Origin of the sequence: Undibacterium sp. 5I2, assembly GCF_035019605.1 — a bacterium.
Classification (GTDB): Bacteria; Pseudomonadota; Gammaproteobacteria; order Burkholderiales; family Burkholderiaceae_D; genus Undibacterium.
In genome coordinates this window covers 20814-47105 of record NZ_JASJVS010000033.1, presented here as the reverse complement: position 1 = coordinate 47105, position 26292 = coordinate 20814, and the positions used below count along the sequence as shown (strand labels likewise).

The following is a 26292-nucleotide window of genomic DNA, read 5'->3' as shown; positions in this document are numbered from 1 at the left end:
GCGCCGCGCAGCTGTGGCAGAAACAGGCACTATCTTAAACTCTTTGAATAATTGTCTGGACTTAGGGGGCCACTTTAATCGCGTGCTATTTCGTCCCTGGCACTGGCGTTTGCAGCTTGCCGCAAACGCCAGTGCGCAATGCTACCACCGCGCTCTACCTTGAACCCGGGACGACGGCGATCGATATAAGCCAGCTCTGGGTCAAGCAGCCAGCCACGGACAAGCGCAGCGAAAGTAGCGCCGACACGAGCAACGACCTGCAAGTGCATATGGAGAAATTACCGGCAGAAACCATGTTCCAATTGCGCATGCTCGACAGCCAACTGGAATCAGGCGATCAGGAAGCCCATCTCCTCGAAGACCGCACGAATAATGTGATTTTTTTGCAGGAAAAACACGGTCGTGGCCGCATCATTTTTTTCTTACCCCCGGGCATGCGCCTGCAGCTCGACGCAGCCCAGCAGGCGCAACAAACCTGCCTCACCGTCAAACTGATCGCCATGCATGCGATGGCAGCGCAAGTGCCGACTCTGCGCGCGACGAACGCCGCCAACATACGCTTCCCGGCAGGCGGCCGGCACAAACGGGCCGATCAAGACCCATCCTGCGGCAAGCTGTTTTCGCCGGCCAAGAATCAGCGCCTCAGCCTGGCTGAAACCGGCATCAGCATGATAGAAAACAAGTTACTGAACTGCCGACTCGATGACCTCACAACAATCAAAGAAACGCTGCAACTATACGATAGCTACCTCAAACGATATCCCTCTCCACATACCAAAGAAGAGGCAATCATCACGCATATGGACCGGGTCTTGCATAACAAGGCGCTCGATTTGGTGGACGAGCTATCGAGTAGAAATCTGCCAGACCACTACCTTGCCATACGACTTTACCGCGCAATCAAAGTCAAAGATGAGGCTTTGTTTATGCATATCAAACAAAAAGCCGACTACTTGTCACGCTATGAAAAGATGCAAAAACAGCCGCAGAATGATGCCGAATTTTATGCCGCCTACCAAGCCGTCAGCGCGCTCAAGGGAGAGTTTTTCGATATCTCGTATGACTTGGGAATTCATTACCGTGAGATCACCTCACTCTACGATGTCATCGAACAAAATTATAAAAATACACTCGCTACAACGCCACTGCTGAGCACGGTGTTCTCTGAAACCAATGCCGCCCACTTGCACGAGCTGCGCTATGGCCCACCCGAGACCCTGCCGCCGCCGCTGGCATATGGCTTCTTGCCAGGTTCCGTCCCCGGCGACACCGTGTTCCGCGTACGCGTGAAAGATTACGATAACGCCGCGCCCTACCTCAGCTATCCAAACTCGATCGCCGAGGCCGACCGTTTGTCCGCGTTCCCGACCATCAGCTCATGGGGATGGATTGATTGGCGCTGCCAAGGGATGCCGGAAAATAAAGTGGCGCTGATCAAAAAAATGCTGCAAGAAGACGTGCATCGCTGGATCAGCAATGAAGGCGAAGTGGCGGCCAAAGAAATGGACGAATTGATGCAAGTGTCGCTGCCACTCTATGGCCCTAGCAGAGGCCAATCGGTGTACGCGAAAAAAGCGCTCAAGGCATTCCAAGTCTTGGGCTTCTATGGCGGTACCCTGATCAAATATGGCTCAGCGGCGGAGCACAGTGAAGTGGCCAAGCATGGGCTGGAGGTCGTGACCGCGTACCGTATGGATGTAAAAAATCCCAATTACTATATCAGTGCTTACCCCGACGGCAATATGCTGAAAAAAATCAACAGTGCGCATCCCGACATCACCTTGCCTAAAGCCAAGGAATGGCAAAGCAAAACCAATAACCTGACACCGATACAGGTAGGCCAATACCATATCATCTACATCGCCATCGATGACATTGCGGCCGGCAGTGAATTATTACTGCCCTATGGGCCGGCTTATCGCTTGTAAGTCTTGTTAAGCCGTACCAGTAAACAGGAACCGCCATACCTCAACACGCCGGCCGACATCTTCACCACCCCGCAGGCGGCTCGCTTGCGGGGCGCAAGATGGCGGCACTGTCACTACAGAGAGCAATGGCTCACGGCTGCGCTTTGAACCAGCTCTCGACAACATGACAAAAACAGCCCGCAAGTCATCTAGACGTCACGATGACGTCACAATGCCTCACTACACTTTGAAACTCGGGTATCACAGCGATACCATTCCATTCAAAGGAGTATTCGATGCAATTTTCCACATTGTTGAAATCCCTATCCTCACTGTTTTGCTTAGTCAGTATTGCAGCTTCTGCCGAGACGAATTTGACGGTTTACACTGCACTTGAAGCAGATCAACTGAAATCTTATCAGCGTCAATTTGAAACAGAATACCCGGAAATCAAGATTCGCTGGGTACGTGATTCCACAGGCATCATCACTGCAAAATTGCTGGCTGAAAAAGCCGCGCCTCAAGCCGACGTCGTGATGGGCGTCGCTGCTACATCACTGCTTGTACTCGAAAAAGAGGGAATGCTCGTTTCCTATGCCCCAAAAGGCCTTGAAAAATTGAACCAGCGGTTTGTCGATGACACCAGCCCCCCGAGTTGGGTCGGTATGGATGTCTGGGGTGCGACGATTTGCTTCAACACGGTTGAGGCTGCCAAGCTTGGCCTGAAAAAGCCAGAGAGCTGGAAAGACTTACTCAGACCGGAATATAAAGGCAAAATCGTCATGCCAAATCCTGCTTCGAGCGGCACCGGTTATTTTGATGTGAGTGGCTGGCTGACGCAACTCGGTGAGAAAGATGGCTGGGCTTATATGGATCAGTTGCATGGCAATATTGCGCAATACACGCACTCCGGATCGAAACCTTGCAAGCAAGCGGCCAGTGGTGAGTTTCCGATTGGCATCGCCTTTGAGTATCGCGGTGCAAAGTTGAAGGAGAGCGGTGCCCCAATTGATCTGATTTTCCCGAAGGAAGGTTTGGGCTGGGACGTGGAAGCGACCGCGATCATGAAGGGAACAAAAAATCTTGATGCCGCACGCAAGCTCGCTGATTGGTCCGCATCAAAGTCCGCCAACGAATTGTTTGCCAATAATTTTGCCATAGTCGCCTACCCCGGCGTAGCCAAACAGAACCCGCTGATTCCGGTCAAGTACGAACAACAATTAATCAAACAGGATCTTAAATGGTCTGCCAATAATCGTGACCGCATTCTGGCCGAATGGACCAAGCGTTACGATGGCAAATCCGAACCGAAGTAGTTCCCGATGGCGTCCGGCCTATTTGTCCGGACGCATTATTTTTTCCTTTGGCAGGCATATGAGCAAACGTCTTTCCACAATTCAAATCATCGAGCTGTTTGATCAAGCGGGAAACGCGCTTTACGGAGGCGAAGCGATTACCCAAACTGAACATGCACTCCAAACTGCCTGGCAAGCTGAGCAGTCGGGCGGGGACGACGCCTTAGTCATTGCTTGTCTATTGCATGATCTTGGTCATATGCTGTGTCAACAATCCGATCATGAACTGGTGGAGGGTAAGGATGACCTGCATCAACTCCGCGTGCTACCCTACTTACGTGGGCTCGTGCCGTCCACTGTCATTGAAACGATACGTTTGCATGTCGATGCCAAACGCTATTTGTGTCAGTCCGACCCATCTTATTCAGCGGCACTATCTGACGCTTCGCGTATGAGCATGGCGCTTCAAGGTGGCGTAATGGATAGTGCGGAAGCCAGCGCATTCATTGCCAAACCACAAGCTGCTCAAGCACTGGCACTGCGTCGCTACGACGACGCCGCCAAGGTAAGGGGTTTAGTTGTGCCGCCATTGGCGCATTATCTCCACAGACTCAATCGTATGATCGCCAAGACGGCTGCAACATGAATAGTGACGGCGCATCATCTGCTCTGGACGAACAAAAAACTTGGCTGCGAATGGACCATATCAGCAAGCAGTTCGGCACATTTCAGGCTTTACACGACATTAACCTGCATATCCGGAAAGGAGAATTCGTCTGCTTATTAGGACCTTCCGGATGCGGTAAGACGACCTTGCTCCGGATTATCGCGGGACTCGAAGTGCAAGACTCCGGCAGCTTGTTTATGGGCAGTCGTGAGATCGGCACATTGCCGCCCGCACAGCGCAATTATGGCATTGTCTTTCAATCGTATGCGCTCTTTCCCAATTTGACTGTTGCCCAAAATATTGGCTACGCATTGCGCCAAAACCGTGCCGACAAGAACCATCGGGTCGATGAATTACTTGATCTGGTTGGATTGCATGGCACGGAAAATCGCTATCCCTCGGAACTTTCTGGAGGTCAACAACAACGCGTCGCCTTGGCCCGGGCACTTGCCACCTCGCCGAGCTTGCTGCTGCTCGATGAACCCCTCTCAGCACTGGATGCAAAAGTACGCGAACGGCTGCGTCAAGAGCTTCGTCGCCTGCAACAAAAGCTGGGGGTGACGACGATTATGGTGACCCATGATCAGGACGAAGCAATGACAATCGCCGATACCGTGGTCGTGATGAGCAACGGTCAGATTGAGCAGATTGGTAGCCCGGAGCAGATCTATCGCGATCCGGCGTCCCATTTTGTTGCTGATTTCGTAGGACGCGCCAACTGGTTGCCATTACTTCGATCCGCTGACGGACTGGCTTCTTTAGCTGGCCTCCCGATCAATGTGAACCTGCCATCCGGTGCGCATAACGCCACTTTATTTTGCCGCCCAGAAGATGTGAAAATCGAAACACATTGGCATTCCGGAACAGATTCCATGATGGCTATCGTGGACCGGGTGGATTTTCATGGTGGACTACGTCGCGCCACACTATCCCTGTGCGCTGATCGCGCCATGTCCATCTTTGTCGATGTTGGCCCGAATGACGCCGGCTATGCATCGCTCGAACCCGGTCGACGCGTGCCTGTCAGCCTTCCTCAACACAAAGTTCGCGTCTTTGCTGCTTCACCATCATGCGCGCCATGACTTTACTTCGATCAAGTCGACATCGCTTACCTGCGTTCCGCAGCATCGACGAAAAGCTCGCGGTCTGGCTCGTCGGTATAGTCGCGTTACTGATGCTCGCCTTCATTGCCTCGCCCTTGTTAAGCATGTTCAGTATGACCACACAAGCGCGCAACGGTAGCTATGTCGGATTGGCTAATTGGACGACTATGCTGATGGAACCCAGACTACGTATCGCGGCTGGCAACAGCATTGCACTGGGCATGGCGACGCTCGTCATTGTTCTGCCTTTGGCACTCGCCTTTGCTTTCGCCTTGACGCGTACGCGCTTGCTCGGACGGCGCGTCTTCAGGCTGATCGCATTGACACCAATGCTTGCGCCTTCGTTGATGCCCGCCATTTCTTTGGTGTATTTGTTCGGCAACCAAGGATTACTGAAAAACTGCTTGGCTGGCGCTTCGATATATGGCCCGATCGGAATCATACTGGGAGAAGTCTTTTATACTTTCCCGCATGCCCTGCTGATACTGACTACTGCGCTGAGTGTGAGCGACAGTCGACTTTATGAAGCGGCTGAAACACTCGGTGCCAGCAAATTCCGTCGCTTCCTGACGGTGACCTTGCCAAACGCCCGTTATGGCCTTGTGTCTGCCGCGATGCTTGTGTTCACGCTGGTAGTCACCGATTTCGGTATCCCGAAAGTCATTGGTGGGCAGATGAATGTATTGTCATTGGAAGCCTACAAACAAGTCATCGGCCAGCAAAATTTTAATAAGGGCGCAGTCATTGGCGTGTTATTACTGCTGCCGGCGGTGTTGAGCTTCATGCTTGAGCGCTGGCTGTCCCGCCATCGGACGGGCCAAATGAGCGGACGGTCGGTGGTCTATCAGCCGCGACGTAACCACCTGCGTGACGTGCTTCTATGGCTGCTCTGTGCAGGCACCTCGGTCTGTTTTCTGGCCTTACTTGGGGTTGGTTGCGTAGCTGCATTTATCAAAATGTGGCCGTACGACATGAGTCTTACCTGGTCGCATTTTGATTTTGAGCAGTTAGATGGCGGCGGTTGGCTCGCCTTCCTGAACAGCATGCGACTGGCCACGCTCGTGACAATATTTGGTACGGGATTTATTTTTATCAGTGCCTATTTAATCGAAAAATTACCAGTTCCTGCAGGCATCATTGCGACGATTCGCAGCTTAGCTTTATTACCGATGGCAGTACCTGGCCTGGTGCTTGGCCTGGGATATGTGCTGTGCTTCAATGCACCAAGCAATCCTTTGCATTTTTTGTATGGAACGATGAGCTTGATGGTCGTGGCGACGATCGCCCATTTTTACACCACCGCGCACTTGACACTGACGACCTCACTGCGCCAATCAGATAGCGAAATTGAAGCAGTCGCCCGCAGTTTGCAGCGGCCATGGTGGCATACTTTTCTGCATGTGACCTTACCAATCAACTTACCTGCAGTGTTTAATGTGGCGCGCTATCTGTTCATTTCCAGTATGACGACGGTAAGTTGCATCATCTTTTTGTACACCCCAGACACGGTGCTTGCCGCGGTAGCGATCCTGAATATGGATGATGCCGGTGATACGGCAGCCGCCGCCGCAATGGCGACACTCATCGTCATCAGTTCCTTGCTTGTCAGCGCGCTGATGCATGGTGCCGGTTGGTGGCTAAGTCACCGCGGCCAAGCCTGGCGCCGATTATCCGGCTTACATTGATTGCAACATTTCACACCCTATTTTCTGAAGGCTCAGCATGCGCGACGCTCTCCTCCTTACTCCCGGCCCACTCACTACCAGTTTGGCAACAAAGACCGCCATGTTGCACGATTGGGGCTCATGGGACAGTCATTTTACTCGCCTGACTGCTTCCTTGCGCAAACGCTTGGTCGCTATCATTGATGGTGAAGACGACTATACCTGTGTGCCCCTGCAGGGATCGGGCACGTTTGCAGTGGAAGCCGCCATCGGTACAATGATGCCACGCGATGGCAAATTGCTCTGCCTGGTCAACGGTGCCTACGGTAAGCGCATTGCACAGCTGACGGAAACAATGGGGCGACAGGTATCGGTGTTGGATTTCGGCGAAACTGCGCCAGTCGATCCAGCCATCGTCGCCGAGGCATTAGCGAGCGACCCACAAATCACGCATGTCGCGGTCGTATATTGCGAAACCAGCACCGGCATTCTCAATCCTATGCCAGCCATTTCCGCGCTTGTCGCCGCCGCCGGAAAGAAACTGATCATTGACGCGATGAGTGCCTTTGGGGCCCTTCCCTTATCGGCCAAGACCTGCAAGTTTGATGCCCTTATCGCTTCCAGCAACAAATGCCTGGAAGGGGTGCCTGGCATGGGTTTCGTCCTGGTCAAAACTGCCGAACTCGAACAAACCAGCGGCCACGCGCATTCACTGTCACTCGATCTGTACCAACAATGGCGCTATATGGAACAGACCGGACAGTGGCGCTATACACCACCCACGCATGTCATGGCAGCATTGACCGTCGCGCTCGATCAGTTCGACGCAGAAGGCGGCAGAGCGGCACGCTTGCAGCGCTATACCGCCAATTGTCACACGCTGATTGAAGGTTTGAAAGCGCAGGGATTACAGAGTTTCTTACCGCATGAGATTCAGGCACCCATCATCGTGACGGTCCACGCACCGCAGCATCCACACTGGAATTTCAGTCAATTTTATCAATTGACGAAAGCACGGGGGGTAATCCTGTACCCCGGCAAATTGACGTCGGCGGAGACCTTCCGGATCGGCTGTATCGGCGCGCTTGGCCAGGCTGAAATGGCGATCGCGCTGGATGCGATCGCGCATGCCTTGAAAAAAATGCACATTTGCCTTTAACTTTTTGACTTCATCGCTGACCGACATGACTCTCGCTACGACAAATTATCTTTACCAACGCAACTACCAAGGGCCGGTACGTGCGGTTATTTTCGACTGGGCCGGCACACTGGTCGACTATGGTTCCTTCGCGCCGACGCAGGTCCTGATTGACGCCTTTGCCGGCTTCGAAGTGCTGGTGACGATGGACGAAGCCCGCATCCCTATGGGCCTGGCCAAATGGGATCACATTCAGGCACTCGGCCAGCAAAGCGCGGTCGCCCAGCGTTGGCATGAGCGTTACGGCCGAACGATGAGCGACGCCGATGTGGATGCACTGTACGCCGCCTTCCTGCCCTTACAAATCGAGCGCGTTGCAGCGTACTCCGATCTCATACCCGGAACGCTTGAGGTGCTCGCTCAGCTCAGGTCACGTGGTATCGCCATCGGCTCCTGCTCAGGCTATCCTCGGGTGGTTATGGAGAAACTGCTGGCACACGCGGCCTCGCAAGGTCTGACGGTGGCGCACGCGGTTGCCACCGATGATCTCAACGCCGGAGGTCGCCCTGGGCCGTGGATGGCCTTAGCCAATCTGATTGAATTAGGTATCGGTGACGTACGCGCTTGCGTGAAAGTCGACGACACGCTACCCGGCATTGAAGAAGGTCTTGCCGCTGGAATGTGGACCGTTGGTTTGTCCCTGTCCGGCAATGAAAACGGATTGACACTCGCTGAAATGGATAAATTATCAACGGATCAAAGAGCTGCCCGGCGCGTTGTGGCGGCTAACCGACTGGCACGCGCGGGGGCGCATTATGTGATCGATACCATCGCCGATCTGCCGGCCGTCATCGATCGGATCGAAGCGAGTATGGCGCAGGGCCAGCGGCCTTAAGGAAGCGCAGATTTAATCGCTGTGGAATTGTCCGTTGCCAATGAGGATGCAATGCAAGGCGCCTTTTGCTGTCAATATCAAGGTGTAGTTGCACTGATTCACCGTCATCTTTTCAGTGAAGGTATGTCAGAATTCGGTATGGATCAAAAAAATATCATTCGCAGTCCAGGCATCTGCATCTGGCGACAAATTGAAGAAGTGCTCAGTGCCGATATTTTAGCCGGGCATTTGTCTCACCGCTTGCCCAACGAAACAGCACTCGCCGAACGCTTCAACGTCAACCGACACACGGTGCGGCAAGCGATGAAGGCGCTTGTCGAACGCGGCATGGTCGATGTACAGCATGGGCGCGGTACTTTTGTACGAGACGATATCATTGATTATCAAGTCGGCCGCCGGACGCGTTTGGCTCATAGTGTTGCCAATGCACGAAGGATAGGCGTCAGCAAAGTGTTGCATTGGTCTGCTATGTCGGCCAGCGCAGAAGTGCGTCAATTGCTGGATTTGTCGAGCAAAGCCAGTGTGCTTGGTATCGAGACGCTCGATGTCGTCGATGACAAAGTGATTGGCGTATGTACCCAGTATTTTCCTTTGCCTCGCTTTGCAGGACTCGGAGAACTTTATGCAAAAAACGGCATTACCCATCTCGCATTAGAACAGTTTGGTATTTTACAATTTCAACGTCGCATGAGTCGAGTGACGGCCCGCATGCCCAGTAAAGAAATTGCACGGCAACTCTCCCAGCCAAGTACATTACCTGTTCTTTATGTCGAAGCCGTCTATGTTGATGAAGCTGGTAGTCCCATCGAATATGGCATTTCCCGTTTTTGTAGTACGGCAGTCCAGGTTGTCATTGAGCCTGACTAGTCTAGTCCATACACAATCCGAGAGGATGAACGCTCTGTATGCTGTGGTCTAATTTTCCCAGACACCTCAATAGGTGGAAAATGCCGAAATCGGCAACTTACCAACTATCCTGACACAGAGGGATCCAATACTAGCCCTACACGACACTAAATTAATACTCCAGACGTACAAAAGGGTTACAAGCCTGAACTTGTAACCCTTTGGGACGTCACCAAGCTCCTCAAAGATGCGGGCATTCGCGGCGGTAGCAGCCATTCTGGCCGTCGATCCTTTGCCAGCAATTTGTTGGCAAAAGGGCATAGCCTGGAGACGGCCCATCAGCTTTTAGGGCATGCTGAATTGATCACATTCGGCCATACCTTGACGTCTCACAGGCAACTTTACCAGACATGTTTGCGGCTGTTATTTAAGGCATGTCATTGATATTTATACTGATATTACGTACTTTATTAATATTTAATAACTTAACTAATATAGGTACATATGGATCCCATATTGAATCCTTACGCACCCGGTGCCGGAAGTCCTCCGCCCGAACTCGCCGGCCGAAACGCTGTGCGAGAGAAAATGAGTTTGTGTATAGAGCGGCTTAGGCGAGGCAAGCCCGCTAAAAGCATGATGTTGGTCGGGCTTCGAGGTGTTGGGAAGACGGTTCTGCTCGATCAGATGATGAAAGACGCCGAGGCTACCGGCGTAGTTACGATCCGGATTGAGGTGCCGGAAGGTAGATCTCTTCCAGCCGCACTTGCGCCGCAATTACGGCGTGGCTTGCTCAAGCTAAGCCGTATGGAGAAAGCAAAAGATGTCGCTATCCGTGGCCTACGTGCTCTGGCCGGATTCGTTGGCAAAATGAAAATCACATTTAATGATATCGAGGTTGGCCTAGATTATGAAGCTGAGCCCGGTTTGGCTGACAACGGCGACTTGGAAGGTGATCTTACGATGCTGCTGGAGCAGGTAGGACGCGCCGCTCAAGCAGCATCCACGCTAGTAGCAATTTTTATCGACGAATTGCAGTATGTGCCTGAGCAGCAGATGGTGGCATTGATTTCTGCACTCCATCGCTGTTCCCAGCTGCAATTACCACTTGTACTTGTAGGGGCGGGATTGCCTCAATTGCGCGGACGCATGGGTAAAGCTAAATCGTATGCGGAACGTTTATTTGACTTCCCTGCGATCGGACCGCTCGAAGCTGCTGACGCTACCAGCGCTATTGTTAAGCCTGCTTTGAGTGAGGGCGTTGACGTGGATGGCGACGCGGTGGCATTGATCTTGAACTATACCAAAGGCTATCCATATTTCTTGCAGGAGTGGGGGAAGCATGCGTGGGACGTCGCCGACACTAGCCCGATCAGCAAAACGGATGTGGAGACGGCCTCTACTGAAGCGGTTGCTGCGCTGGACGAAAGCTTTTTTCAGGTACGATTTGATCGCCTTACCCCGGCAGAGAAGAAATACCTTCGCGCAATGGCTGAACTTGGAAACGGACCTCATCGCTCAGGAGATATTGCGGCAGAGCTTGGGCGAGAGAGTTCATCGCTGGGGCCAGTTCGAAGCAGCTTAATTTCAAAAGGAATGGTTTGGAGTCCGACACATGGTGATACGGCATTTACGGTACCGTTGTTTGACGAGTTTATGAAACGCACCATGCCTGGAGAGGAATGGGCCAACGCCGAAAATTGATCCGATAATAGAAGGTGAGTGTAGAAATGAGTGACCGCGAGTATTGGGTTCCTGAAATTATGGAGTGGCAAATGTACAAGCTCTTTGGATACTTTACTCGCTGTTGAAGCGACAGCTTTATTCGCAACCGGGATAGCTGCCGCCTTGAGATGGGGATCACACAAAAAATGTATGCAATTATCTCAAAATGAGATACAATATATTTATGCGAGTGATATCCAACAAAGCCCTGACAGACTTCTCAGCAATCCATCCCCAAGCCGGGGAGCCACTTCAGGCGTGGCGTAAGATTGCCGAGTCTCGGACATATTTAAATTTCTCTGAGATAAAAGCCATCTTTAATGCGGTCGATAAGGTAGACATTTATTACGTCTTCGATATCGGCGGCAACAAATATCGCATTATCGCGGCGATACATTTCGATCAGCAAAAGCTGTTTGTCCGCCATGTTTTTACGCACAAGGAGTATGACAAATGGAAGCCTTAATGGACCGCCAGGTGATTAGCGACATCACCACCCGTTTTCAGGCGCTCGCAGCTCTTGTACCGCTGCGCGCGATCCGCACGGACGCCGACTATGAGAAAGCCGTCACGATCTTGAACCAGCTTCTGGATGCAGGCGCTGCCGACGAAAGTTCGCCACTCGGCGATCTGACCAATGCGTTGGGCGCGGTGATTGGTGACTACGAGGATTTGCATAACCCGGTTCAAGAAGTCACGCCAGCAGCTACTTTGCGGTTTCTGATGCAGCAGCATCAACTCACTCAGTCCGATCTTCCCGAAATTGGTAGCCAAGGAGTGGTGTCAGAGATTTTGCGTGGGAAACGTGAACTTAACGTTCGGCAAATTAAAGAGCTGGCCGGACGCTTTCAGGTCCCTGCTGCTGTGTTTATCTAACTATCAGCCTAAGTCGTAAAGGAAAGATGGTGAATAAATTCAGTTTGAAGTACAAATTCTTTGCGTTAATTTTATTCACTTTCATTTCGGTATCCACAACTGCTGCGACGAGGTGGTATTTATTTGTACCTTTAAATGCAAAAGAGGAGTCAAATGGATGATTCATCGTTAGACTTGCTTACCATGGTCTACGGTAGTCAGGCAGGTGCGCTGACACTGACCTGATCGCTGCTTTTTTTTGGCGACGCTGACTGAGCCGAGGCTGAGCCGGTACTTTCTCATGCAGCCAGCCAACTGGGCATCGCGTCCGAGTTGATAAACGCCTTTCTAACCAAGTGCCTGATGCAATTCCAGCGCTGACGCGGCAACATGATGTGCATGACTGCCGACCGCTCTGAATTACTGCGTTTACTTCTCAATCTGATACGCTTAGGCCGTATCGTCGAGTGCGACTATCCTCAACAGCGGGCCCGCGTCTTGGTTGGTAAAAATCTGACGGACTGGCGGCCATGGCTCACCGAGCGGGCCGGCGACACGCAAACCTGGTGGGCACCCTCAGAGGGTGAGCAAGTTCTTGTATTGTCACCGGAAGGCGATTTTAATCAGTCGGTGATTGTGGGGGCCATTTACTCTGACCGTGGCGCGGCACCTTCAAGCAATCCGGCGCAACATCTCAGCCATTATCAGGACGACGCCAGCATTTCCTATGACTGGCAATCCCATACCTTGAGCGCTGTTTTACCAGCGGGCAGCCATGCCTTCATCAAAGCCGACCAAGTTACCGCTGATGCGCCGGAAACGACCTGTACCGGTAATTTGACGGTGCAAAAAAATCTGATTGTCAACGGCATGAGCATGCTCAATGCCGGCATGGCGGTGTTACCAGGTGCCACTGGAGACAGCGCGCGGATTGAGGGGCGGCTGACGGTCAGCGCAGATGTGGAAGTCAGCGGCATCAGCTTGGTCGCTCACCGCCACGGCGGCATCCAAGCCGGCGGCGCGCAGACCGGAGGTCCGCAATGAGCGACATGATGAGTGGCATGAGCAGGCTCAGCGGTGCGGCCTTGTCGGGCTTGGCGCATATACAGCAATCGGTCGCCGATATGTTAACGACACCGATCGGTAGCCGGGTCATGCGGCGCGAGTATGGTTCGGAGGTGCCGGAGCTGATCGATCAGCCGCTCAATGGTGCCACCCGTTTGCGCTTGTATGCGGCCACGGCCTATGCTCTGCTGCGCTGGGAACCGCGCCTCACGCTGAGCGGTTTGCAACTGGCTTACGATTTGCAAGGAACTGCCGGCTTAACGCGGCACGCAAATTGTGAAAAAAAGAAAAAGCCCGCTAAAAAGCGGGCTAAGTCTTTGAATTCAATGGGGTGGACGATGGGGCTCGAACCCACGACAACAGGAATCACAATCCTGGACTCTACCAACTGAGCTACGACCACCACTGAAACTCTGAATCAAATAATGCACCCAGAGAGCTTCGCATTATACCGACCAATCCGGTTTTTGACAAGGGGGCGGGGCATTCTTTGTAATTATTACCCATCACGCCAGCGCGATTATTGAGATCGGCATAGCCAGGGGCCTAAGGGAAGCGCCGGTGGCTGCTTTGTACATTCAGATAAAAAAAGCCTGCGCTGAAATACGGCGCAGGCATGAACTCACGGTAGTGAGAAGAGGAGTTTACAATGCAACTGACGCGACTATAATATTTGGCGCAGCAAAACTTTGCACTTATTACAATCGCTTACGCATCGTGCACTTGGGAAACAAATTCCTTGCGCTTACTTACATCTTACCGTCGCTCGCGTTCATATTTTTTACGTTGGCATTCACTTCAACCGTTTCACGCTTCTTGTCTTTCGTTTCAAAAATCAATTTCAGCGGCAATTTTTCGCCGGCTTTGGCTTGTCCATGCAAATCCATCAGCATGATGTGCAAACCACCGGGCTTCAATTCCACGGTTTTTCCGGCGGCGATATCGAGATACGGCAGCGCGCGCATTTTCATGACATCATTTTCCATCTTCATTTCATGCACTTCCGAGATGCCTGCGGCAGCGGTCTGAACTGCGACCAAGCGCACGTCTTGGCTGCTGCGTATCTGCAGAAACGCGCCGGTTGCGTGCTGCTGCGCTACCGTGGCGCGCACCCAGGCTTCTTGCACAACAATTTCGGCTTGCGCGATGGCGGCGGCCGACAGCAAAGACAATAACAAGATCGATCGAATTGCGGTATTCATAAGTGCTCCTTAAGCGTTCAAGTTTTCAGTACTACGGTCATAAGTAGTGATCGTTTGCATACGTTCGTATGCTGCGATCAGTAATTCGGGATTGCCGAGTGCAAGTTGTTTACTGTCCGACAAAGTCTGACGAAAAGCGCGCGAACCGACCAGCCCCATCATCAGCCCCAACATGTGGCGCACCACACTGTTCAAGCGCATACCTTTGCCACCATTGCCGTGCAAGGCTAATTGTTCACGAATATACGGAATCATCGCATGCAAAATTTGCTCACGCGTTTGTACCGGTCTGGTATCGGCATAAAAATGGGCATCAAACTCGGCCATAAAATACGGGTTGTGATAGGCCTCACGACCTATCATCACACCATCGAGCTGCTGCAAATGCACATCGATTTCAGCGATAGTTTTGACGCCGCCGTTGACGATAATTTCCAGTTCGGGAAATTCACGCTTCAAGCGATACGCATACTCGTATTTGAGTGGCGGAATTTCGCGATTCTCACGCGGCGTCAAGCCCTTCAGGATCGCATTGCGGGCATGGACAATAAAGGTGCGGCAACCAGCTTCGGCAACCTCACCGACAAAATCACGCATGAAATCGTAAGAATCGACATCATTGATGCCGATTCGGTGTTTGACCGTGACATCGATATCGACCGCATCCTTCATCGCCTTCACGCAGTCGGCCACCAGCGTCGGTTCGGCCATCAGACAAGCGCCGAAAGCACCCTTCTGCACGCGCTCCGAAGGGCAACCACAGTTGAGATTGATTTCATCGTAGCCCCATTGCTGCCCCAGCACGGCGCACTGTGCCAACTCGCTCGGTTCGCTGCCGCCCAATTGCAGCGCCACTGGATGCTCGCCGGGATTGAATTCGAGATGACGCGCAACATCACCATGCAGCAGCGAACCGGTCGTCACCATTTCGGTATAGAGCCAGGTATGGCGCGTGATTTCGCGATGAAATTGACGGCAGTGACGGTCACTCCAATCGAGCATAGGAGCGACGCAAACGGTGCGGCGCGCCGCTTGGGGTGTTTTCTGTGATTCAGGCATGATGACAATGATTACAACAACTTATTAAAATACAATGGCAGCGCAGCGAGAGACTGCGGTAGACGGGAACGCCGTCAGGCCGCATTTTACCATTGCGTGCGCCGGCATCGGCTTACACGCTTTCTTTCAGCAAACGCAACAGCGCTGCCGAATCGAGGCGTGCCGAGGCATCGCCACCGTCGAGCAGACTATTGGCCAAATCACGCTTATCGGCATGCAAGGCGAGGATTTTTTCTTCTATTGTGTTTTGCGTCACTAATCGGTAGATCGTCACCGGTCGCAATTGCCCCATACGGTGGGCCCGATCGGAGGCTTGGTCTTCGACCGCTGGATTCCACCAAGGATCGAGATGAATCACATAATCGGCCGCGGTCAGATTGAGCCCGGTGCCGCCGGCCTTGAGGCTGATTAAAAACACATCGCCTTCCCCGGCCTGGAAGGCATCCACACGCCGTTTACGCTCCAAGGGCGCGGTACTGCCATCGAGATATTGATAACTGATACCCTGCTCATCGAGATAGGCGCGCACGATGGCCAAATGATCGACGAACTGGCTGAATACCAGCGCCTTGTGGCGGTTATCGAGCAATTCCGTCAATGTTTCGGCAAACACCGCCAACTTGCTGCCGGCAATCGTCGCTTGTTTGAGCACCAATTGCGGATGACAACAGAAACGCCGCAAGCGTGTGATCTCGGCCAACACCTTGAGTGACGCACCGGCCTCACCGCCTAGATTGGCGATGGTGTCGAGCGCTTCTTGTCGTAAAGCTTCGTAGAGATGGCGCTCTTCTGCACTCAATTCCACCTGCAAAGTGATTTCTGTCCGCGCCGGTAATTCTGTCAGCACCTGCGTTTTCGTGCGTCGCAAAATAAATGGCTGCAATAATTTTTTCAGATGCAAGCGTGCGTCTTTATCGCCGCGTTCTATCGGCGTGCTGAAGCGTTCGGCGAAACGTTCTTTCGAACCGAGCAAACCGGGGTTGATAAAGCGGAACAAATTCCATAATTCACCGAGATGATTTTCCACCGGCGTGCCGCTGGCGATCATTTTGAAATCGGCTTGCAAGGCCATCGCCGCCTGGCTGCGTTTGGTCGCCGAATTTTTTATCACTTGCGCTTCATCGAGCACCACGCTGTGCCAGTGTTGCGCGGCGAAGGCCTCGGCATCCGACTGCAGCATGCCGTAACTGGCGATGACGAGATCAAAAGGACCAAGTTCCGCCAAGGACCGATTGAGGTGATACGGCCGCACCCGCAAGGTCGGCGCAAAGCGCGTGACTTCCGACTGCCAGTTCAGCGCCACCGAAATCGGTGCCACCACCAAGGCCGGGCCGTTCGGTGCGCGTTGTAGCAGCAAGGCCAAGGTTTGCACGGTCTTACCCAGCCCCATGTCATCGGCCAGACAAGCACCGACACCCCACTGTGCCAGCCGCGCCAGCCATTGGTAGCCAGCTAATTGATAATCGCGCAACTCAGCTTGCAAGGTCGATGGCAGTTGCGGCACAAAAGCCGCCATGGCATCGAGCCGTTCGACTTGGGCACGCCAACCGGCATCGGCTTCGAGCTGCCCGACCTCGGCCGCCAAGGCCGCCAGTGCCGGTGCCGCTAAGGCATTGATGCGGATGCCATCCGGGCCGACTTCACCGAGCGCCTGTAATTCGCTCAGGCGTTGACGGAAACTATCAGTCAGCACCAGATAATCATCGTCGCCGAGGCGCAGGAAACGTCCGCGCGCCGCGTTCGCCATTTGCAGCAATTCGCGCAAGGCCAGCACACGGCCATCATCAAGCGTGATTTCACCGCCGGCGACAAACCACTCGCCTTGTTTTTTAATGCTCAAGCTTAAATTAGCCAGCGAACGGCTGCCGCGCAAGCGGAAGCGCTCACCTTCCGGCCAGACCAATTGCAGCAACTCAGGCGGCAGGGCTTTTAATTCGGCCAGCAATTCCAAGCATTGCTCAGGATGCAGCAATTGCCATTCCTGCTGACTGCTTTCCGCCACGCTTAAGCTCGGGCAAGCCTGCAGCACCTGCTCAAGCCGCGCGCGCTCCAGCGGCAAATCGCGATTGGCTTGCAAGGGCAAGCCGGCGCGCTCACCGAGCACATGCGCAGCACCTTGGCCCGGCGCATACCAACCGCCTTCGGCCAAGGGACGAACCAGCAATTGCAAGCGCAAGCCCTCTTGCAGTGGTAATAAATGTGCATACACCGTCAGGTCGGCCGCGACACTGGCAATCTGCGCATTCAATTCCGGCAGATCAGAATGAATCGGTAAATGCGGTGCAATGGCGGCAATCACGTCGATCAGCTGTTCTTTGGCATTTCCGGGCACACTGATGCCGCGCCCTAAAATACCACTGATCTGCCGAATTTCCGGGCTACTCACATAGACGGCCAAACGCGTGGTGGTTTCTTTTTTCCATACCAGCGCGGTGTCGCCGCCAATGTAAGGATCAAGCTGCAAACTGATTTGATCACCATCCTCTTTGAGTTGCAAGGCGATATCGCCTTTCACCACATCGATACGCACATCGGGCGCATCGGCCCAGTACACGGCTGGGTGAGCGATCAGGTGGGGCAAGGCCTTCTCGATCTGCAATTCAAATTCACTACCACCGTAATAACTGTCGTGCGTCTTGCGCACACAGGAGGCGATTTGGCGGTCTTGTTCCAGCAAGTAAGGCAAACTGTCCTGCTCTTGTGCCAAACGACGCAAAGCCACCGGACGGCCCTTACTCCAACTGCCCTTGACGCTACGCTTCTGTTCGCGTGGTTCCGCTTTCAATTCCTGAAACTGAAATTCCAACAACCAAGCCAAACGCTGTTCCGCGACCGTGCTGACGGCTTCGGCAGCGGGTTTCAACTGGCTCAAGGCAGTCAGCGCACGCTTCCAACTTGCTTCGCGTTCAAACAAGTCGAGCAGTGGCACAATCTGATGTTGCGCATGCCAGCCGACGCCACGCGCTTCGACAGCGAATTGACGAGCGAGCAAGACATCGAGTTCCGCCTCCACCCACTGATAACCATAGCCCTGCATCACATCGCGCATGGCCAACAGCTTGGCTTGCAACTTCGGATGCGGCGGCGCATCCTGCCAGTAAGCAGCCACCGCTTCGAACACGGCATCGATGTCATGCTGCGGGCGCACGGAAAAATGCGAAATCGGCAGCACCACGCCGCTGGCTAAATGATGGACCAAGGGTTGCAAGACAAAATAACTGTAAGCGTGCTTTTGTTTCACACCCTCGTCGACCTGGGCCTTGGCCAGTTTTAAACTGGCGCTGTCATTCTTGGCCAGCAAGGCGATGGTCGCCAGTAAACCCAAGGTCTCGGGCAAAAATAACTTACGCTTACCCGTGGCTGTTTTCTGCACTTCTGCATAGGTTTGCACCACGCCGGTTGCGGCGGCCATACGCTTTTGCAGCACCGCGAAAACGATTAGAAATTCCGCTTGCACTTGCGGTGGCAAACGCGTTTTCAATTGTTCGAGACGATCAAAATCGCCGCGCAACAGCGCTTGCCAAGCTAATAAGCCCATCAGTTGTGGCCAACTTCCGGCATGCTGTTCGATTTGCGAACAAGCGTAATCGTACGCACGCCGACAATCGTTCAAATGCCAGTTAGCATGGGTAAACACATCGGTGAGCAGCATACCCTGATCAATCTCTTTGAGCTGAGCGAATAAGGCCAAGCCTTCTTCATCATTGAAGAAATCCGCACCCGGCACCGGCAGAGTGTGCGTGGCGACGCTATAAAATTTCTCTCGCCACAGCAAAGTTTCATCAGTGCGGCCCAACAGTAAAGAAAACAGCATTTCGCGCCGATAAAACGTCGCATCATACGATTTCCAATGTTGGTATTCACCATTACGCTTAAGAAAATCACGCACATGCGTGATCCAGGTTTTCAATTCGCCGCGCTGCTGCGCGCGCAACAGCACCGCCATGCGCAAATCTTCGCGCAACACAAAGCCCAGCCCTATTTCTTGCCGCAGCAAATGCCGTCGGCACAAATCGGTGATCAATTCTTTCAGCAATTTGGCGTTATACGGATTGCCAATAGCGGTAGTACGTCCACAAAGCTGCAAGAACTCGAGTGCGCGCGGCTGATTCAGCGGCACTTCGAACAAGGCCGTTGCCGTCAGCAAGGGCCATTCATCATCAGAACATTGGGAAAATAAATGCATCATAAAAGATCATCAAAAAACTGAAAAAACGAGACCAGCATCGTGCTCAAGCCTCAAGCAGATAGCGCGCAGCATAGCCGCCGGCTAAACAAATCAAACCGCTCATCGATAGAAATCGATGCAAGGCCGCCGAACCGATGGTCGCAGCCGCTTTACGCGCGCGTAACTCTGCGGTCGGTGCCGCAAACACCAAGGGCTGCAATAAATAGAGCACGCATAAGAAGACAAAGCCGCAAGCGATCAGGGCTTCGCTGAGCAAATCATGTGCGAGCGCACGCTGAAAACTCGCCAGCGCCGACCAGCCGAATAAACTCAAGGCCATCAGGCGCGCAAACGGAAATAATTTCAATTTTTCCAATGTGAAAACCCCCCTGTTAAAGATCAGGGCAGGTTACCACATTCACTGCCAAGCTGGCTCAGTGGCTGACTGAGGAAGAAAAAACATTAATGACAATCACACCGGCGACGATCAGCCCAATGCCAAGCAAAGCGGCAAGATCCAGGCGCTGCCCGTACAATACAAAAGCGACCAAGGAAATCAAGACCACCCCAACCCCAGACCAGACCGCATAGGCGACGCCAACCGGAATGCTGCGCAAGGTCAGCGATAAAAAATAAAAAGCGGCAGCGTAACCACAGGCCAGCAACAGCGTCGGCCACGGTCGCGTGAATCCCTCCGAGGCTTTGAGTGCCGAGGTAGCGATCACTTCACAGAAAATTGCCAATCCCAGATAGAGCCAGTTCATCATTATGTATCCTTGTCAAAGCCTCCGCGGCTCAGCGCTTGAGCGTCATGACCAACACCCCGCCAGCTATCATGGCAATACCTAGCCATTGGCGCCAATCGGGCCGCTCACCCAAAAAAGCGCAAGCGAAAATCGCCACCAACACCACGCTCAGTTTATCCACCGGCGCGACCAGTGAGGCCGGTCCGTTTTGCAAGGCCCGGAAATAGCACACCCAGGAAGCGCCAGTCGCCAATCCCGAGAGACTGAGAAAGAGCCAAGTACGCGCTGCCAAGTCAAAGGGATTGCGCCACTTGCCTGTGCTCCAGACAAATACCGCCAGCAACAACACAATGAGCACGGTACGCAGCAGTGTGGCGAAATCACTGTCGACGCCCTGGATGCCGATTTTGGCGAAAATTGCCGTCAATGCCGCAAAAATAGCGGAAAACAAGGCCCACAGCAGCCATGGACTGCTGCCAGCCATCATGGCTGACGCTCTGGCGCGACGATGCGCGGCGGCGCACTCAAAGCCAAGCTTTGTACACGCGCTTCGCTGAGTTGACTATACGCAATCCAAGCCGCTTGTTTATTGCGCGTTTCCACGCAACTGACGCGAAAATCATGCAGCAATCTGACTGCGCAGTGCTCAGAAAGTTGCAAATCTTCATAAGCGGCAAAACTTTGCGGTGTCGTGCGAGCAGCGTTCGATATTGCCGCGACGGCATCTCGCTCGCTCGGGTACAAAGCAATCGTCAGTGGTGCAGCGAGTTTGACCTGCGGCGGCGGTTGACAGCCTGCCAGTAACAGCAAGCCCGCCACAAAAACCCCATACCAATTCATGCCAGCCCCTCAAAAAGTCGATCTCAGCATTGTAAGGAAGATACGCTCAAAAAACTAACAAGAAATACGCAACCGCCAACAACAATAAAGCATGCAGTGTCAGCATAAAAGAAAAGCGCAACAAAAAAGCGGTTTTACGCGATTTATGGCGTAACCATCGGTGCGCCAACAAGGCACCAGGCCAGCCACCGAGCAAGCTGAGAAACAGCAGCGTATGCTCCGGTATGCGCGCGCGGCCAGCGATTGCGGCGCGTTTATCCAGCGCATAGCTGCCATAACACAGCAGACTGAGGGTGCCATACCACGCCATGACAATTTGTATCCAAGACACCGCATCTCCCTGCTCGATGGCATAGGCTGCTTACAGCATCCGTGCCAGCAGCGCTTTGTCGTATTTGGCCGCCAGCGGAATGCGCACCCTGTGGCCAGCACCACCGATGATTTGCAGCGCTTGATGATCACTGTTGCGCATCTCAGCGAGGGTAACAATCTCATTCCCCGCCGGAGAAATAATTTCTATCCTGTCACCGACGGCAAAACGGTTCTTCACTTCCACCTCGGCCCAGCCATCAACAATCTGCAAAACTTGTCCAACATATTGACTGCGATGCGCCTGCGACACCCCTTCCATGTAATTCTGATGATCTTGGGTATGATGACGCTGGTAAAAGCCGTCAGTATAGCCGCGATTGGCCAGACCGTTGAGTTCACCGAGCAACTGCGGATTGAATGCTCGACCAGCGGCGGCATCATCGATCGCACGGCGATACACCTGGGCCGTGCGCGCCACATAATAGAGCGATTTGGTGCGCCCTTCCACCTTGAGCGAATCGACACCGATCTTGGCCAGCCGTTCGACATGCTCGACCGCGCGCAGATCCTTCGAATTCATAATGTAGGTACCGTGCTCATCTTCGAGTATAGGCATGAGCTGCCCCGGCTTGGTACTTTCTTCGATCAGGTAAGGACGATCAGCCAACGGATGGCGCGGCATGTCGCCCATCGCTGAGAACGATTGATTCGCTTGTTCCAGCGCTTGGCCATAATTGAACGCGATGGTTTTGACCGGAATGCGGGCCAAATCGCCGGTTTCATTTTCATCAGCGTTTTCGACCTTGTAATCCCAGCGACAAGAATTGGTACAAGTACCCTGATTCGGATCGCGGTGATTGAAATAACCGGACAACAAGCAGCGCCCCGAATACGCAATACACAGCGCACCATGAACAAACACTTCGAGTTCCATATCGGGGCATTGCTGACGAATTTCTTCCACTTCATCGAGCGAGAGCTCGCGTGACAAGATCACCCGCGTCAAGCCCATGTTTTTCCAGAATTTCACATCGGCCCAATTGACGGCATTGGCCTGCACCGACAAATGTACCGGTACTTCCGGCCATTTTTCACGCACCATCATGATCAGACCGGGATCGGCCATAATCAAGGCATCAGGTTTCATCGCGACCACCGGTGCCATATCGTGCAAATAGGTTTTGAGCTTAGCGTTGTGTGGAAAAATATTGCTGGCAACGAAAAATTTCTTGCCGCGCGCATGCGCACCATCGATACCCTGTTGCAGAATATCGGCAGTAGAAAATTCATTATTCCGTGCCCGCAGACTATAGCGAGGCTGGCCGGCATACACAGCGTCGGCACCGAAATCAAATGCGGCATGCATTTTTTCCAGCGAGCCGGCGGGTAAAAGAAGTTCAGGGGCGATTAACATGGCTGAGCGATCAATAAAGAAAAATGTTCGCGATTTTAAGTCCGCTCACTTTTCTGCGCAAATTTACCCACACAAGCTTTGAGCCACATCAAGCTTCGCCGGCCGTCACCTCATTGAACACCAAGGCTGCCAACACCACTGCGCCACCGACGATACTCGCTGCCGCCGGCACTTCGCCAGCCCCCAGCCAAGCCCATATCGGTGCCAGCAACACTTCCAACAAGGCCAGCAAAGCCACTTCCGACACCGACAAACCAGCGGCCGCACGCACCATCAGCATGCAGGGAAAGCCGAGTTGAAAGAAACCCAAAAAGGCCAGCAAACCGATATCGTGCAGCGATGCTTGTAAGGGCCAAGCCAACGGCAACATCGCCAACGCCGAGAACACGCCACCCAGCAGTACCGCCGGTATCAAATCGACCGCATGACCACTGCGTTTGAGTACGATCATATTCACCGCCGACGCCACCGGCACCCCGAGTGCGATGCACATACCGAGCATGCCACGCGCATCGAGCTGCGCCAAGCTGCCGATAAACATCCACGCCATGCCAGCCCCGGCCGCAGCAATCGCGCCCCAGGTACGCAGTGGAATTTTTTCGCGCAACACTAACCACGCCAGTATCGCCGTAAACAAGGGTGCCAGACTTTCCATAATGGAAGTATTGGCGACGGTCGTCATGGTCATCGCAATCATGAAGCAACTGTACATGGTGGCCCACATACAACCGGAAATCAAACCCGGCTTGCCCAGCAAGCGCAAGCGCGGAAAAAATCCGCGCCCATATTGCCGCAGCATGGCAGCAGCGACGAAGAGCGCGGCAAACAAGCTGCGCCAAAACGTCACCTCATAGCCGCGCGCACCCTCCAGATGGCGCGTCACGACCCCGGCCATACTCCATAAACTGGCGGCGCAAATCATGAGCATGACCGCTTTGCGGTGATTGAGTTTGACTGACGACATGCCTCTCCTTATCTGTAATTTCATCAAAAATCTGACTAGGATTTGAAACCCCGGCCTTCAGACGCTGTCGCAAAAGCCTGATGGACGCTTTTTTTTCACCTGAAACACCGTATACCTCGTCATTCCCGCGTGCTTTTGGCGGGAACCTAGTGTCGTTTTTTACACTGAAAATTCCACAATTTCTGGCATTTTCAGTTAACCACGAACGCCGCTGGGTTCCTGCCAAAAGCGCGCAGGAATGACGTGGCCACCAGTTAGGGTAATGATACCGACTCACTACCCTTTTGCGACAGCCTCTTTTGGCCGGTGAGCGACGAAGGAGCAACCCGATGGGAGGGGATGCAAACCCCTTCCAGAGTCTTTTCCATGCTCGCTTACGACGATCCATTAAGTTGTTACCGATTTTCCCAATAAAAAAACCCGTCACGCTCACAAAGAACGAAACGGGTTTAAAATCAGCGCCGCATTGCTACTCAGTGAGCATCAGCGTCGTCGGATATTAATCGCGCGATGCTTTTTTACGTTCGTGTTCTTTCAAATAACGCTTACGCAAACGGATACTCTTCGGTGTCACTTCGACCAATTCGTCGTCGTCGATGAATTCGACTGCATATTCCAGCGACATTTGAATCGGTGTGACCAAACGCACCGCTTCATCGGTACCGGAGGAACGCACGTTAGTCAATTGCTTACCCTTGATAGGGTTGACCACCAAATCATTGTCACGTGAGTGAATACCGATGATCATGCCTTCATACACTGGGTCGTTATGGCTGACGAACATACGGCCGCGATCTTGCAATTTCCAGATAGCGTACGCTACTGCTGCGCCATCATCTTGCGAGATCAAGACACCGTTGCGACGACCGGCCATTTCACCACGGGTATTATCAACCGGAGCGTATTCATCAAACACGTGGCTCATCAAGCCTGTACCGCGTGTCAAAGTCATGAATTCGCCTTGGAAACCGATCAGGCCACGGGCCGGGATACGGTATTCCAAACGAACGCGACCTTTACCGTCGGATTCCATGTTTTGCAAGTCACCGCGACGACGACCGAGTTCTTCCATCACGCCGCCTTGATTCGCTTCTTCCACATCAACGGTTAAGTTTTCGTACGGCTCGTGGCGCACGCCGTCCACCATTTTGAAGACCACGCGTGGACGCGAAACGGCCAGCTCGTAACCTTCACGACGCATGTTTTCGATCAAAATAGTCAGATGCAATTCGCCGCGACCGGATACTTCATAAGTCGAATCATCGCCTTCAGCCTGCACTACGCGCAAAGCCATGTTAGCTTTCAATTCGCGGTCCAAACGGTCTTTGATCTGACGGGTAGTAACGAACTTACCTTCACGACCAGCCAACGGCGAGTTGTTGACCATGAAATTCATGGTCAGTGTCGGCTCATCGACCTTCAACATCGGCAAACCTTCCGGTGTGTCCGGTGCGCAGATAGTGGTGCCGATACTGATTTCTTCGATACCGTTGATCAGCACGATGTCGCCAGCCAAAGCTTCTTCAGCCAACACGCGATCCAAGCCTTTAAATGTCAACACTTGGTTGATACGGGCCTTAGTCGGTTTGTCATCGGGACCATTCATCCAAACGACATCTTGCAAGCCCTTGACGCGACCGCGCAGGATACGGCCAACGCCGATCTTACCAACATACGAGGAGTATTCGAGCGAAGTGATTTGCAATTGCAAAGGACCATCCGGGTCATCTTCACGCGCAGGAACGTGCTCAAGGATGGCATCGAACAAGGGTTCCATGTTACCTTCGCGAACCGTGTCTACCAAACCGGCATAGCCTTTGAAGCCCGATGCGTAAATGATAGGGAAATCGAGTTGTTCATCGGTTGCACCGAGTTTGTCGAACAATTCGAAAGTCGCGTTAACGGCTTTCTGCGGATCAGCGTTTTCGCGATCGACTTTATTGACCACGACGATAGGCTTCAAACCCAAGGCCAGCGCTTTACGCGTGACGAAACGGGTTTGCGGCATCGGGCCTTCTTGTGCATCGACCAACAACAACACGCTGTCAACCATCGACAAAACGCGCTCTACTTCACCGCCGAAATCGGCATGGCCCGGGGTATCAACGATGTTGATATGCGTGCCTTTGTATTCTACTGCACAGTTTTTGGAAAGAATCGTGATGCCACGCTCTTTTTCAATATCATTCGAATCCATCACGCGCGAATCAACCTGTTGGTTTTCACGGAAAGTGCCGGATTGACGCAATAATTGATCAACCAGAGTGGTTTTGCCGTGATCGACGTGGGCGATAATGGCGATGTTGCGAATAGCGCGTTTTTGAGTGGACATGATAGCGTTCGTTTGGGGTAAATCGGATAACCTAAGATTATAACATGGTGCAGCGCAAAAGCCGAAAACACCTATTATTTCAAGGAGTTGCTACC

Annotated in this window: 23 protein-coding genes, 1 tRNA gene and 1 pseudogene; 13 read left to right on the top strand and 12 right to left on the bottom strand. The window is 53.1% G+C overall.

Annotation, left to right across the window (positions count from 1 at the left end):
- Window positions 1-116 precede the first annotated feature (116 nt).
- The 13 genes and pseudogenes from QN359_RS12650 to QN359_RS12590 all read left to right on the top strand — a co-directional run.
- Window positions 117-1928 carry a hypothetical protein gene (locus tag QN359_RS12650; protein ID WP_322247644.1) on the top strand — a complete coding sequence of 604 codons (1812 nt, stop codon included), beginning with the start codon at window positions 117-119 and terminating at the stop codon, window positions 1926-1928.
- A 275-nt stretch (window positions 1929-2203) separates the two neighbouring features.
- Window positions 2204-3223, top strand: coding sequence for a putative 2-aminoethylphosphonate ABC transporter substrate-binding protein (locus tag QN359_RS12645; protein WP_322247643.1), 1020 nt, complete (start codon window positions 2204-2206; stop codon window positions 3221-3223).
- Between the two features lie 58 nt (window positions 3224-3281).
- On the top strand, window positions 3282-3848 hold the full coding sequence (locus tag QN359_RS12640; protein ID WP_322247642.1) for a phosphonate degradation HD-domain oxygenase: 567 nt from the start codon (window positions 3282-3284) through the stop codon (window positions 3846-3848).
- Window positions 3845-4951 carry a putative 2-aminoethylphosphonate ABC transporter ATP-binding protein gene (locus QN359_RS12635; RefSeq protein WP_322247641.1) on the top strand — a complete coding sequence of 369 codons (1107 nt, stop codon included), beginning with the start codon at window positions 3845-3847 and terminating at the stop codon, window positions 4949-4951. Before QN359_RS12640 ends, QN359_RS12635 begins: the two co-directional genes overlap by 4 nt.
- Window positions 4948-6657, top strand: a complete 1710-nt coding sequence (locus tag QN359_RS12630) for a putative 2-aminoethylphosphonate ABC transporter permease subunit (protein ID WP_322247640.1) — start codon at window positions 4948-4950, stop codon at window positions 6655-6657. The genes QN359_RS12635 and QN359_RS12630 overlap by 4 nt, the downstream gene beginning before the upstream one ends.
- Before the next feature lie 37 nt (window positions 6658-6694).
- Window positions 6695-7795, top strand: a complete 1101-nt coding sequence (locus QN359_RS12625) for a 2-aminoethylphosphonate--pyruvate transaminase (protein WP_322247639.1) — start codon at window positions 6695-6697, stop codon at window positions 7793-7795.
- A gap of 25 nt (window positions 7796-7820) precedes the next feature.
- Window positions 7821-8669: a phosphonoacetaldehyde hydrolase gene (gene phnX / locus QN359_RS12620; RefSeq protein WP_322247638.1), complete on the top strand. Its 849-nt coding sequence runs from the start codon at window positions 7821-7823 to the stop codon at window positions 8667-8669.
- 51 nt (window positions 8670-8720) lie between these two features.
- A complete protein-coding gene (gene phnF / locus QN359_RS12615; protein ID WP_323493584.1) occupies window positions 8721-9536 on the top strand; it encodes a phosphonate metabolism transcriptional regulator PhnF in 816 nt (271 codons plus the stop codon).
- A gap of 483 nt (window positions 9537-10019) precedes the next feature.
- Complete coding sequence (locus QN359_RS12610; RefSeq protein WP_322247636.1) at window positions 10020-11219, top strand: ATP-binding protein; 1200 nt, start codon at window positions 10020-10022, stop codon at window positions 11217-11219.
- Window positions 11220-11406: 187 nt separating this feature from the next.
- The gene (locus QN359_RS12605) at window positions 11407-11706 is read left to right on the top strand and encodes a type II toxin-antitoxin system HigB family toxin (protein ID WP_322247635.1); all 300 of its coding nucleotides are present in this window, start codon (window positions 11407-11409) and stop codon (window positions 11704-11706) included.
- Window positions 11694-12116, top strand: a complete 423-nt coding sequence (locus QN359_RS12600; RefSeq protein ID WP_322247634.1) for a transcriptional regulator — start codon at window positions 11694-11696, stop codon at window positions 12114-12116. Before QN359_RS12605 ends, QN359_RS12600 begins: the two co-directional genes overlap by 13 nt.
- 369 nt (window positions 12117-12485) lie before the next feature.
- Entirely contained in the window at window positions 12486-13139 is a 654-nt protein-coding gene (locus QN359_RS12595) for a phage baseplate assembly protein V (protein WP_322247633.1), read from the top strand.
- Window positions 13136-13330: pseudogene (locus tag QN359_RS12590) on the top strand (GPW/gp25 family protein); the annotation flags it as partial. The gene QN359_RS12595 and the pseudogene QN359_RS12590, both read left to right, overlap by 4 nt.
- Window positions 13331-13487: 157 nt before the next feature.
- Here the strand turns inward: QN359_RS12590 and QN359_RS12585 are convergent.
- From QN359_RS12585 to typA, 12 genes are all read right to left on the bottom strand, one after another.
- A tRNA-His gene (locus QN359_RS12585) sits at window positions 13488-13563 on the bottom strand.
- Between the two features lie 346 nt (window positions 13564-13909).
- The gene (locus QN359_RS12580) at window positions 13910-14362 is read right to left on the bottom strand and encodes a copper chaperone PCu(A)C (protein ID WP_322247632.1); all 453 of its coding nucleotides are present in this window, start codon (window positions 14360-14362) and stop codon (window positions 13910-13912) included.
- A 9-nt stretch (window positions 14363-14371) separates the two neighbouring features.
- Window positions 14372-15421, bottom strand: a complete 1050-nt coding sequence (gene dusA, locus QN359_RS12575; protein WP_322247631.1) for a tRNA dihydrouridine(20/20a) synthase DusA — start codon at window positions 15419-15421, stop codon at window positions 14372-14374.
- Between the two features lie 112 nt (window positions 15422-15533).
- On the bottom strand, window positions 15534-19607 hold the full coding sequence (locus QN359_RS12570) for a DEAD/DEAH box helicase (RefSeq protein ID WP_322247630.1): 4074 nt from the start codon (window positions 19605-19607) through the stop codon (window positions 15534-15536).
- 46 nt (window positions 19608-19653) lie between these two features.
- Window positions 19654-19956 (bottom strand): hypothetical protein, encoded by a 303-nt coding sequence (locus tag QN359_RS12565; RefSeq protein WP_322247629.1) that lies wholly within the window; start codon window positions 19954-19956, stop codon window positions 19654-19656.
- A gap of 67 nt (window positions 19957-20023) precedes the next feature.
- Complete coding sequence (locus tag QN359_RS12560; protein WP_322247628.1) at window positions 20024-20356, bottom strand: multidrug efflux SMR transporter; 333 nt, start codon at window positions 20354-20356, stop codon at window positions 20024-20026.
- 28 nt (window positions 20357-20384) lie between these two features.
- Window positions 20385-20819 carry an EamA family transporter gene (locus QN359_RS12555; RefSeq protein ID WP_369124410.1) on the bottom strand — a complete coding sequence of 145 codons (435 nt, stop codon included), beginning with the start codon at window positions 20817-20819 and terminating at the stop codon, window positions 20385-20387.
- Window positions 20819-21175: a hypothetical protein gene (locus QN359_RS12550; RefSeq protein ID WP_322247626.1), complete on the bottom strand. Its 357-nt coding sequence runs from the start codon at window positions 21173-21175 to the stop codon at window positions 20819-20821. Before QN359_RS12550 ends, QN359_RS12555 begins: the two co-directional genes overlap by 1 nt.
- Window positions 21176-21221: 46 nt before the next feature.
- A complete protein-coding gene (locus QN359_RS12545) occupies window positions 21222-21506 on the bottom strand; it encodes a DUF1294 domain-containing protein (protein ID WP_322247625.1) in 285 nt (94 codons plus the stop codon).
- A gap of 30 nt (window positions 21507-21536) precedes the next feature.
- Entirely contained in the window at window positions 21537-22901 is a 1365-nt protein-coding gene (yegQ, locus tag QN359_RS12540) for a tRNA 5-hydroxyuridine modification protein YegQ (RefSeq protein WP_322247624.1), read from the bottom strand.
- Between the two features lie 88 nt (window positions 22902-22989).
- Entirely contained in the window at window positions 22990-23865 is an 876-nt protein-coding gene (locus QN359_RS12535) for a DMT family transporter (RefSeq protein ID WP_322247623.1), read from the bottom strand.
- A gap of 499 nt (window positions 23866-24364) precedes the next feature.
- The gene (gene typA, locus QN359_RS12530) at window positions 24365-26197 is read right to left on the bottom strand and encodes a translational GTPase TypA (RefSeq protein ID WP_322247622.1); all 1833 of its coding nucleotides are present in this window, start codon (window positions 26195-26197) and stop codon (window positions 24365-24367) included.
- Window positions 26198-26292: the final 95 nt, after the last annotated feature.

What these genes read in the sequence shown, in the direction of transcription:
- QN359_RS12645 (WP_322247643.1), top strand. Translation starts at nt 2,204, where the DNA reads ATGCAATTTTCCACATTGTTGAAATCCCTATCCTCACTGTTTTGCTTA.
- QN359_RS12640 (WP_322247642.1), top strand. Translation starts at nt 3,282, where the DNA reads ATGAGCAAACGTCTTTCCACAATTCAAATCATCGAGCTGTTTGATCAA.
- QN359_RS12635 (WP_322247641.1), top strand. Translation starts at nt 3,845, where the DNA reads ATGAATAGTGACGGCGCATCATCTGCTCTGGACGAACAAAAAACTTGG.
- QN359_RS12630 (WP_322247640.1), top strand. Translation starts at nt 4,948, where the DNA reads ATGACTTTACTTCGATCAAGTCGACATCGCTTACCTGCGTTCCGCAGC.
- QN359_RS12625 (WP_322247639.1), top strand. Translation starts at nt 6,695, where the DNA reads ATGCGCGACGCTCTCCTCCTTACTCCCGGCCCACTCACTACCAGTTTG.
- phnX (WP_322247638.1), top strand. Translation starts at nt 7,821, where the DNA reads ATGACTCTCGCTACGACAAATTATCTTTACCAACGCAACTACCAAGGG.
- phnF (WP_323493584.1), top strand. Translation starts at nt 8,721, where the DNA reads ATGCAAGGCGCCTTTTGCTGTCAATATCAAGGTGTAGTTGCACTGATT.
- QN359_RS12610 (WP_322247636.1), top strand. Translation starts at nt 10,020, where the DNA reads ATGGATCCCATATTGAATCCTTACGCACCCGGTGCCGGAAGTCCTCCG.
- QN359_RS12605 (WP_322247635.1), top strand. Translation starts at nt 11,407, where the DNA reads ATGAGATACAATATATTTATGCGAGTGATATCCAACAAAGCCCTGACA.
- QN359_RS12600 (WP_322247634.1), top strand. Translation starts at nt 11,694, where the DNA reads ATGGAAGCCTTAATGGACCGCCAGGTGATTAGCGACATCACCACCCGT.
- QN359_RS12595 (WP_322247633.1), top strand. Translation starts at nt 12,486, where the DNA reads ATGATGTGCATGACTGCCGACCGCTCTGAATTACTGCGTTTACTTCTC.
- QN359_RS12580 (WP_322247632.1), bottom strand. Translation starts at nt 14,362, where the DNA reads ATGAATACCGCAATTCGATCGATCTTGTTATTGTCTTTGCTGTCGGCC.
- dusA (WP_322247631.1), bottom strand. Translation starts at nt 15,421, where the DNA reads ATGCCTGAATCACAGAAAACACCCCAAGCGGCGCGCCGCACCGTTTGC.
- QN359_RS12570 (WP_322247630.1), bottom strand. Translation starts at nt 19,607, where the DNA reads ATGCATTTATTTTCCCAATGTTCTGATGATGAATGGCCCTTGCTGACG.
- QN359_RS12560 (WP_322247628.1), bottom strand. Translation starts at nt 20,356, where the DNA reads ATGATGAACTGGCTCTATCTGGGATTGGCAATTTTCTGTGAAGTGATC.
- QN359_RS12555 (WP_369124410.1), bottom strand. Translation starts at nt 20,819, where the DNA reads ATGGCTGGCAGCAGTCCATGGCTGCTGTGGGCCTTGTTTTCCGCTATT.
- QN359_RS12550 (WP_322247626.1), bottom strand. Translation starts at nt 21,175, where the DNA reads ATGAATTGGTATGGGGTTTTTGTGGCGGGCTTGCTGTTACTGGCAGGC.
- yegQ (WP_322247624.1), bottom strand. Translation starts at nt 22,901, where the DNA reads ATGTTAATCGCCCCTGAACTTCTTTTACCCGCCGGCTCGCTGGAAAAA.
- QN359_RS12535 (WP_322247623.1), bottom strand. Translation starts at nt 23,865, where the DNA reads ATGTCGTCAGTCAAACTCAATCACCGCAAAGCGGTCATGCTCATGATT.
- typA (WP_322247622.1), bottom strand. Translation starts at nt 26,197, where the DNA reads ATGTCCACTCAAAAACGCGCTATTCGCAACATCGCCATTATCGCCCAC.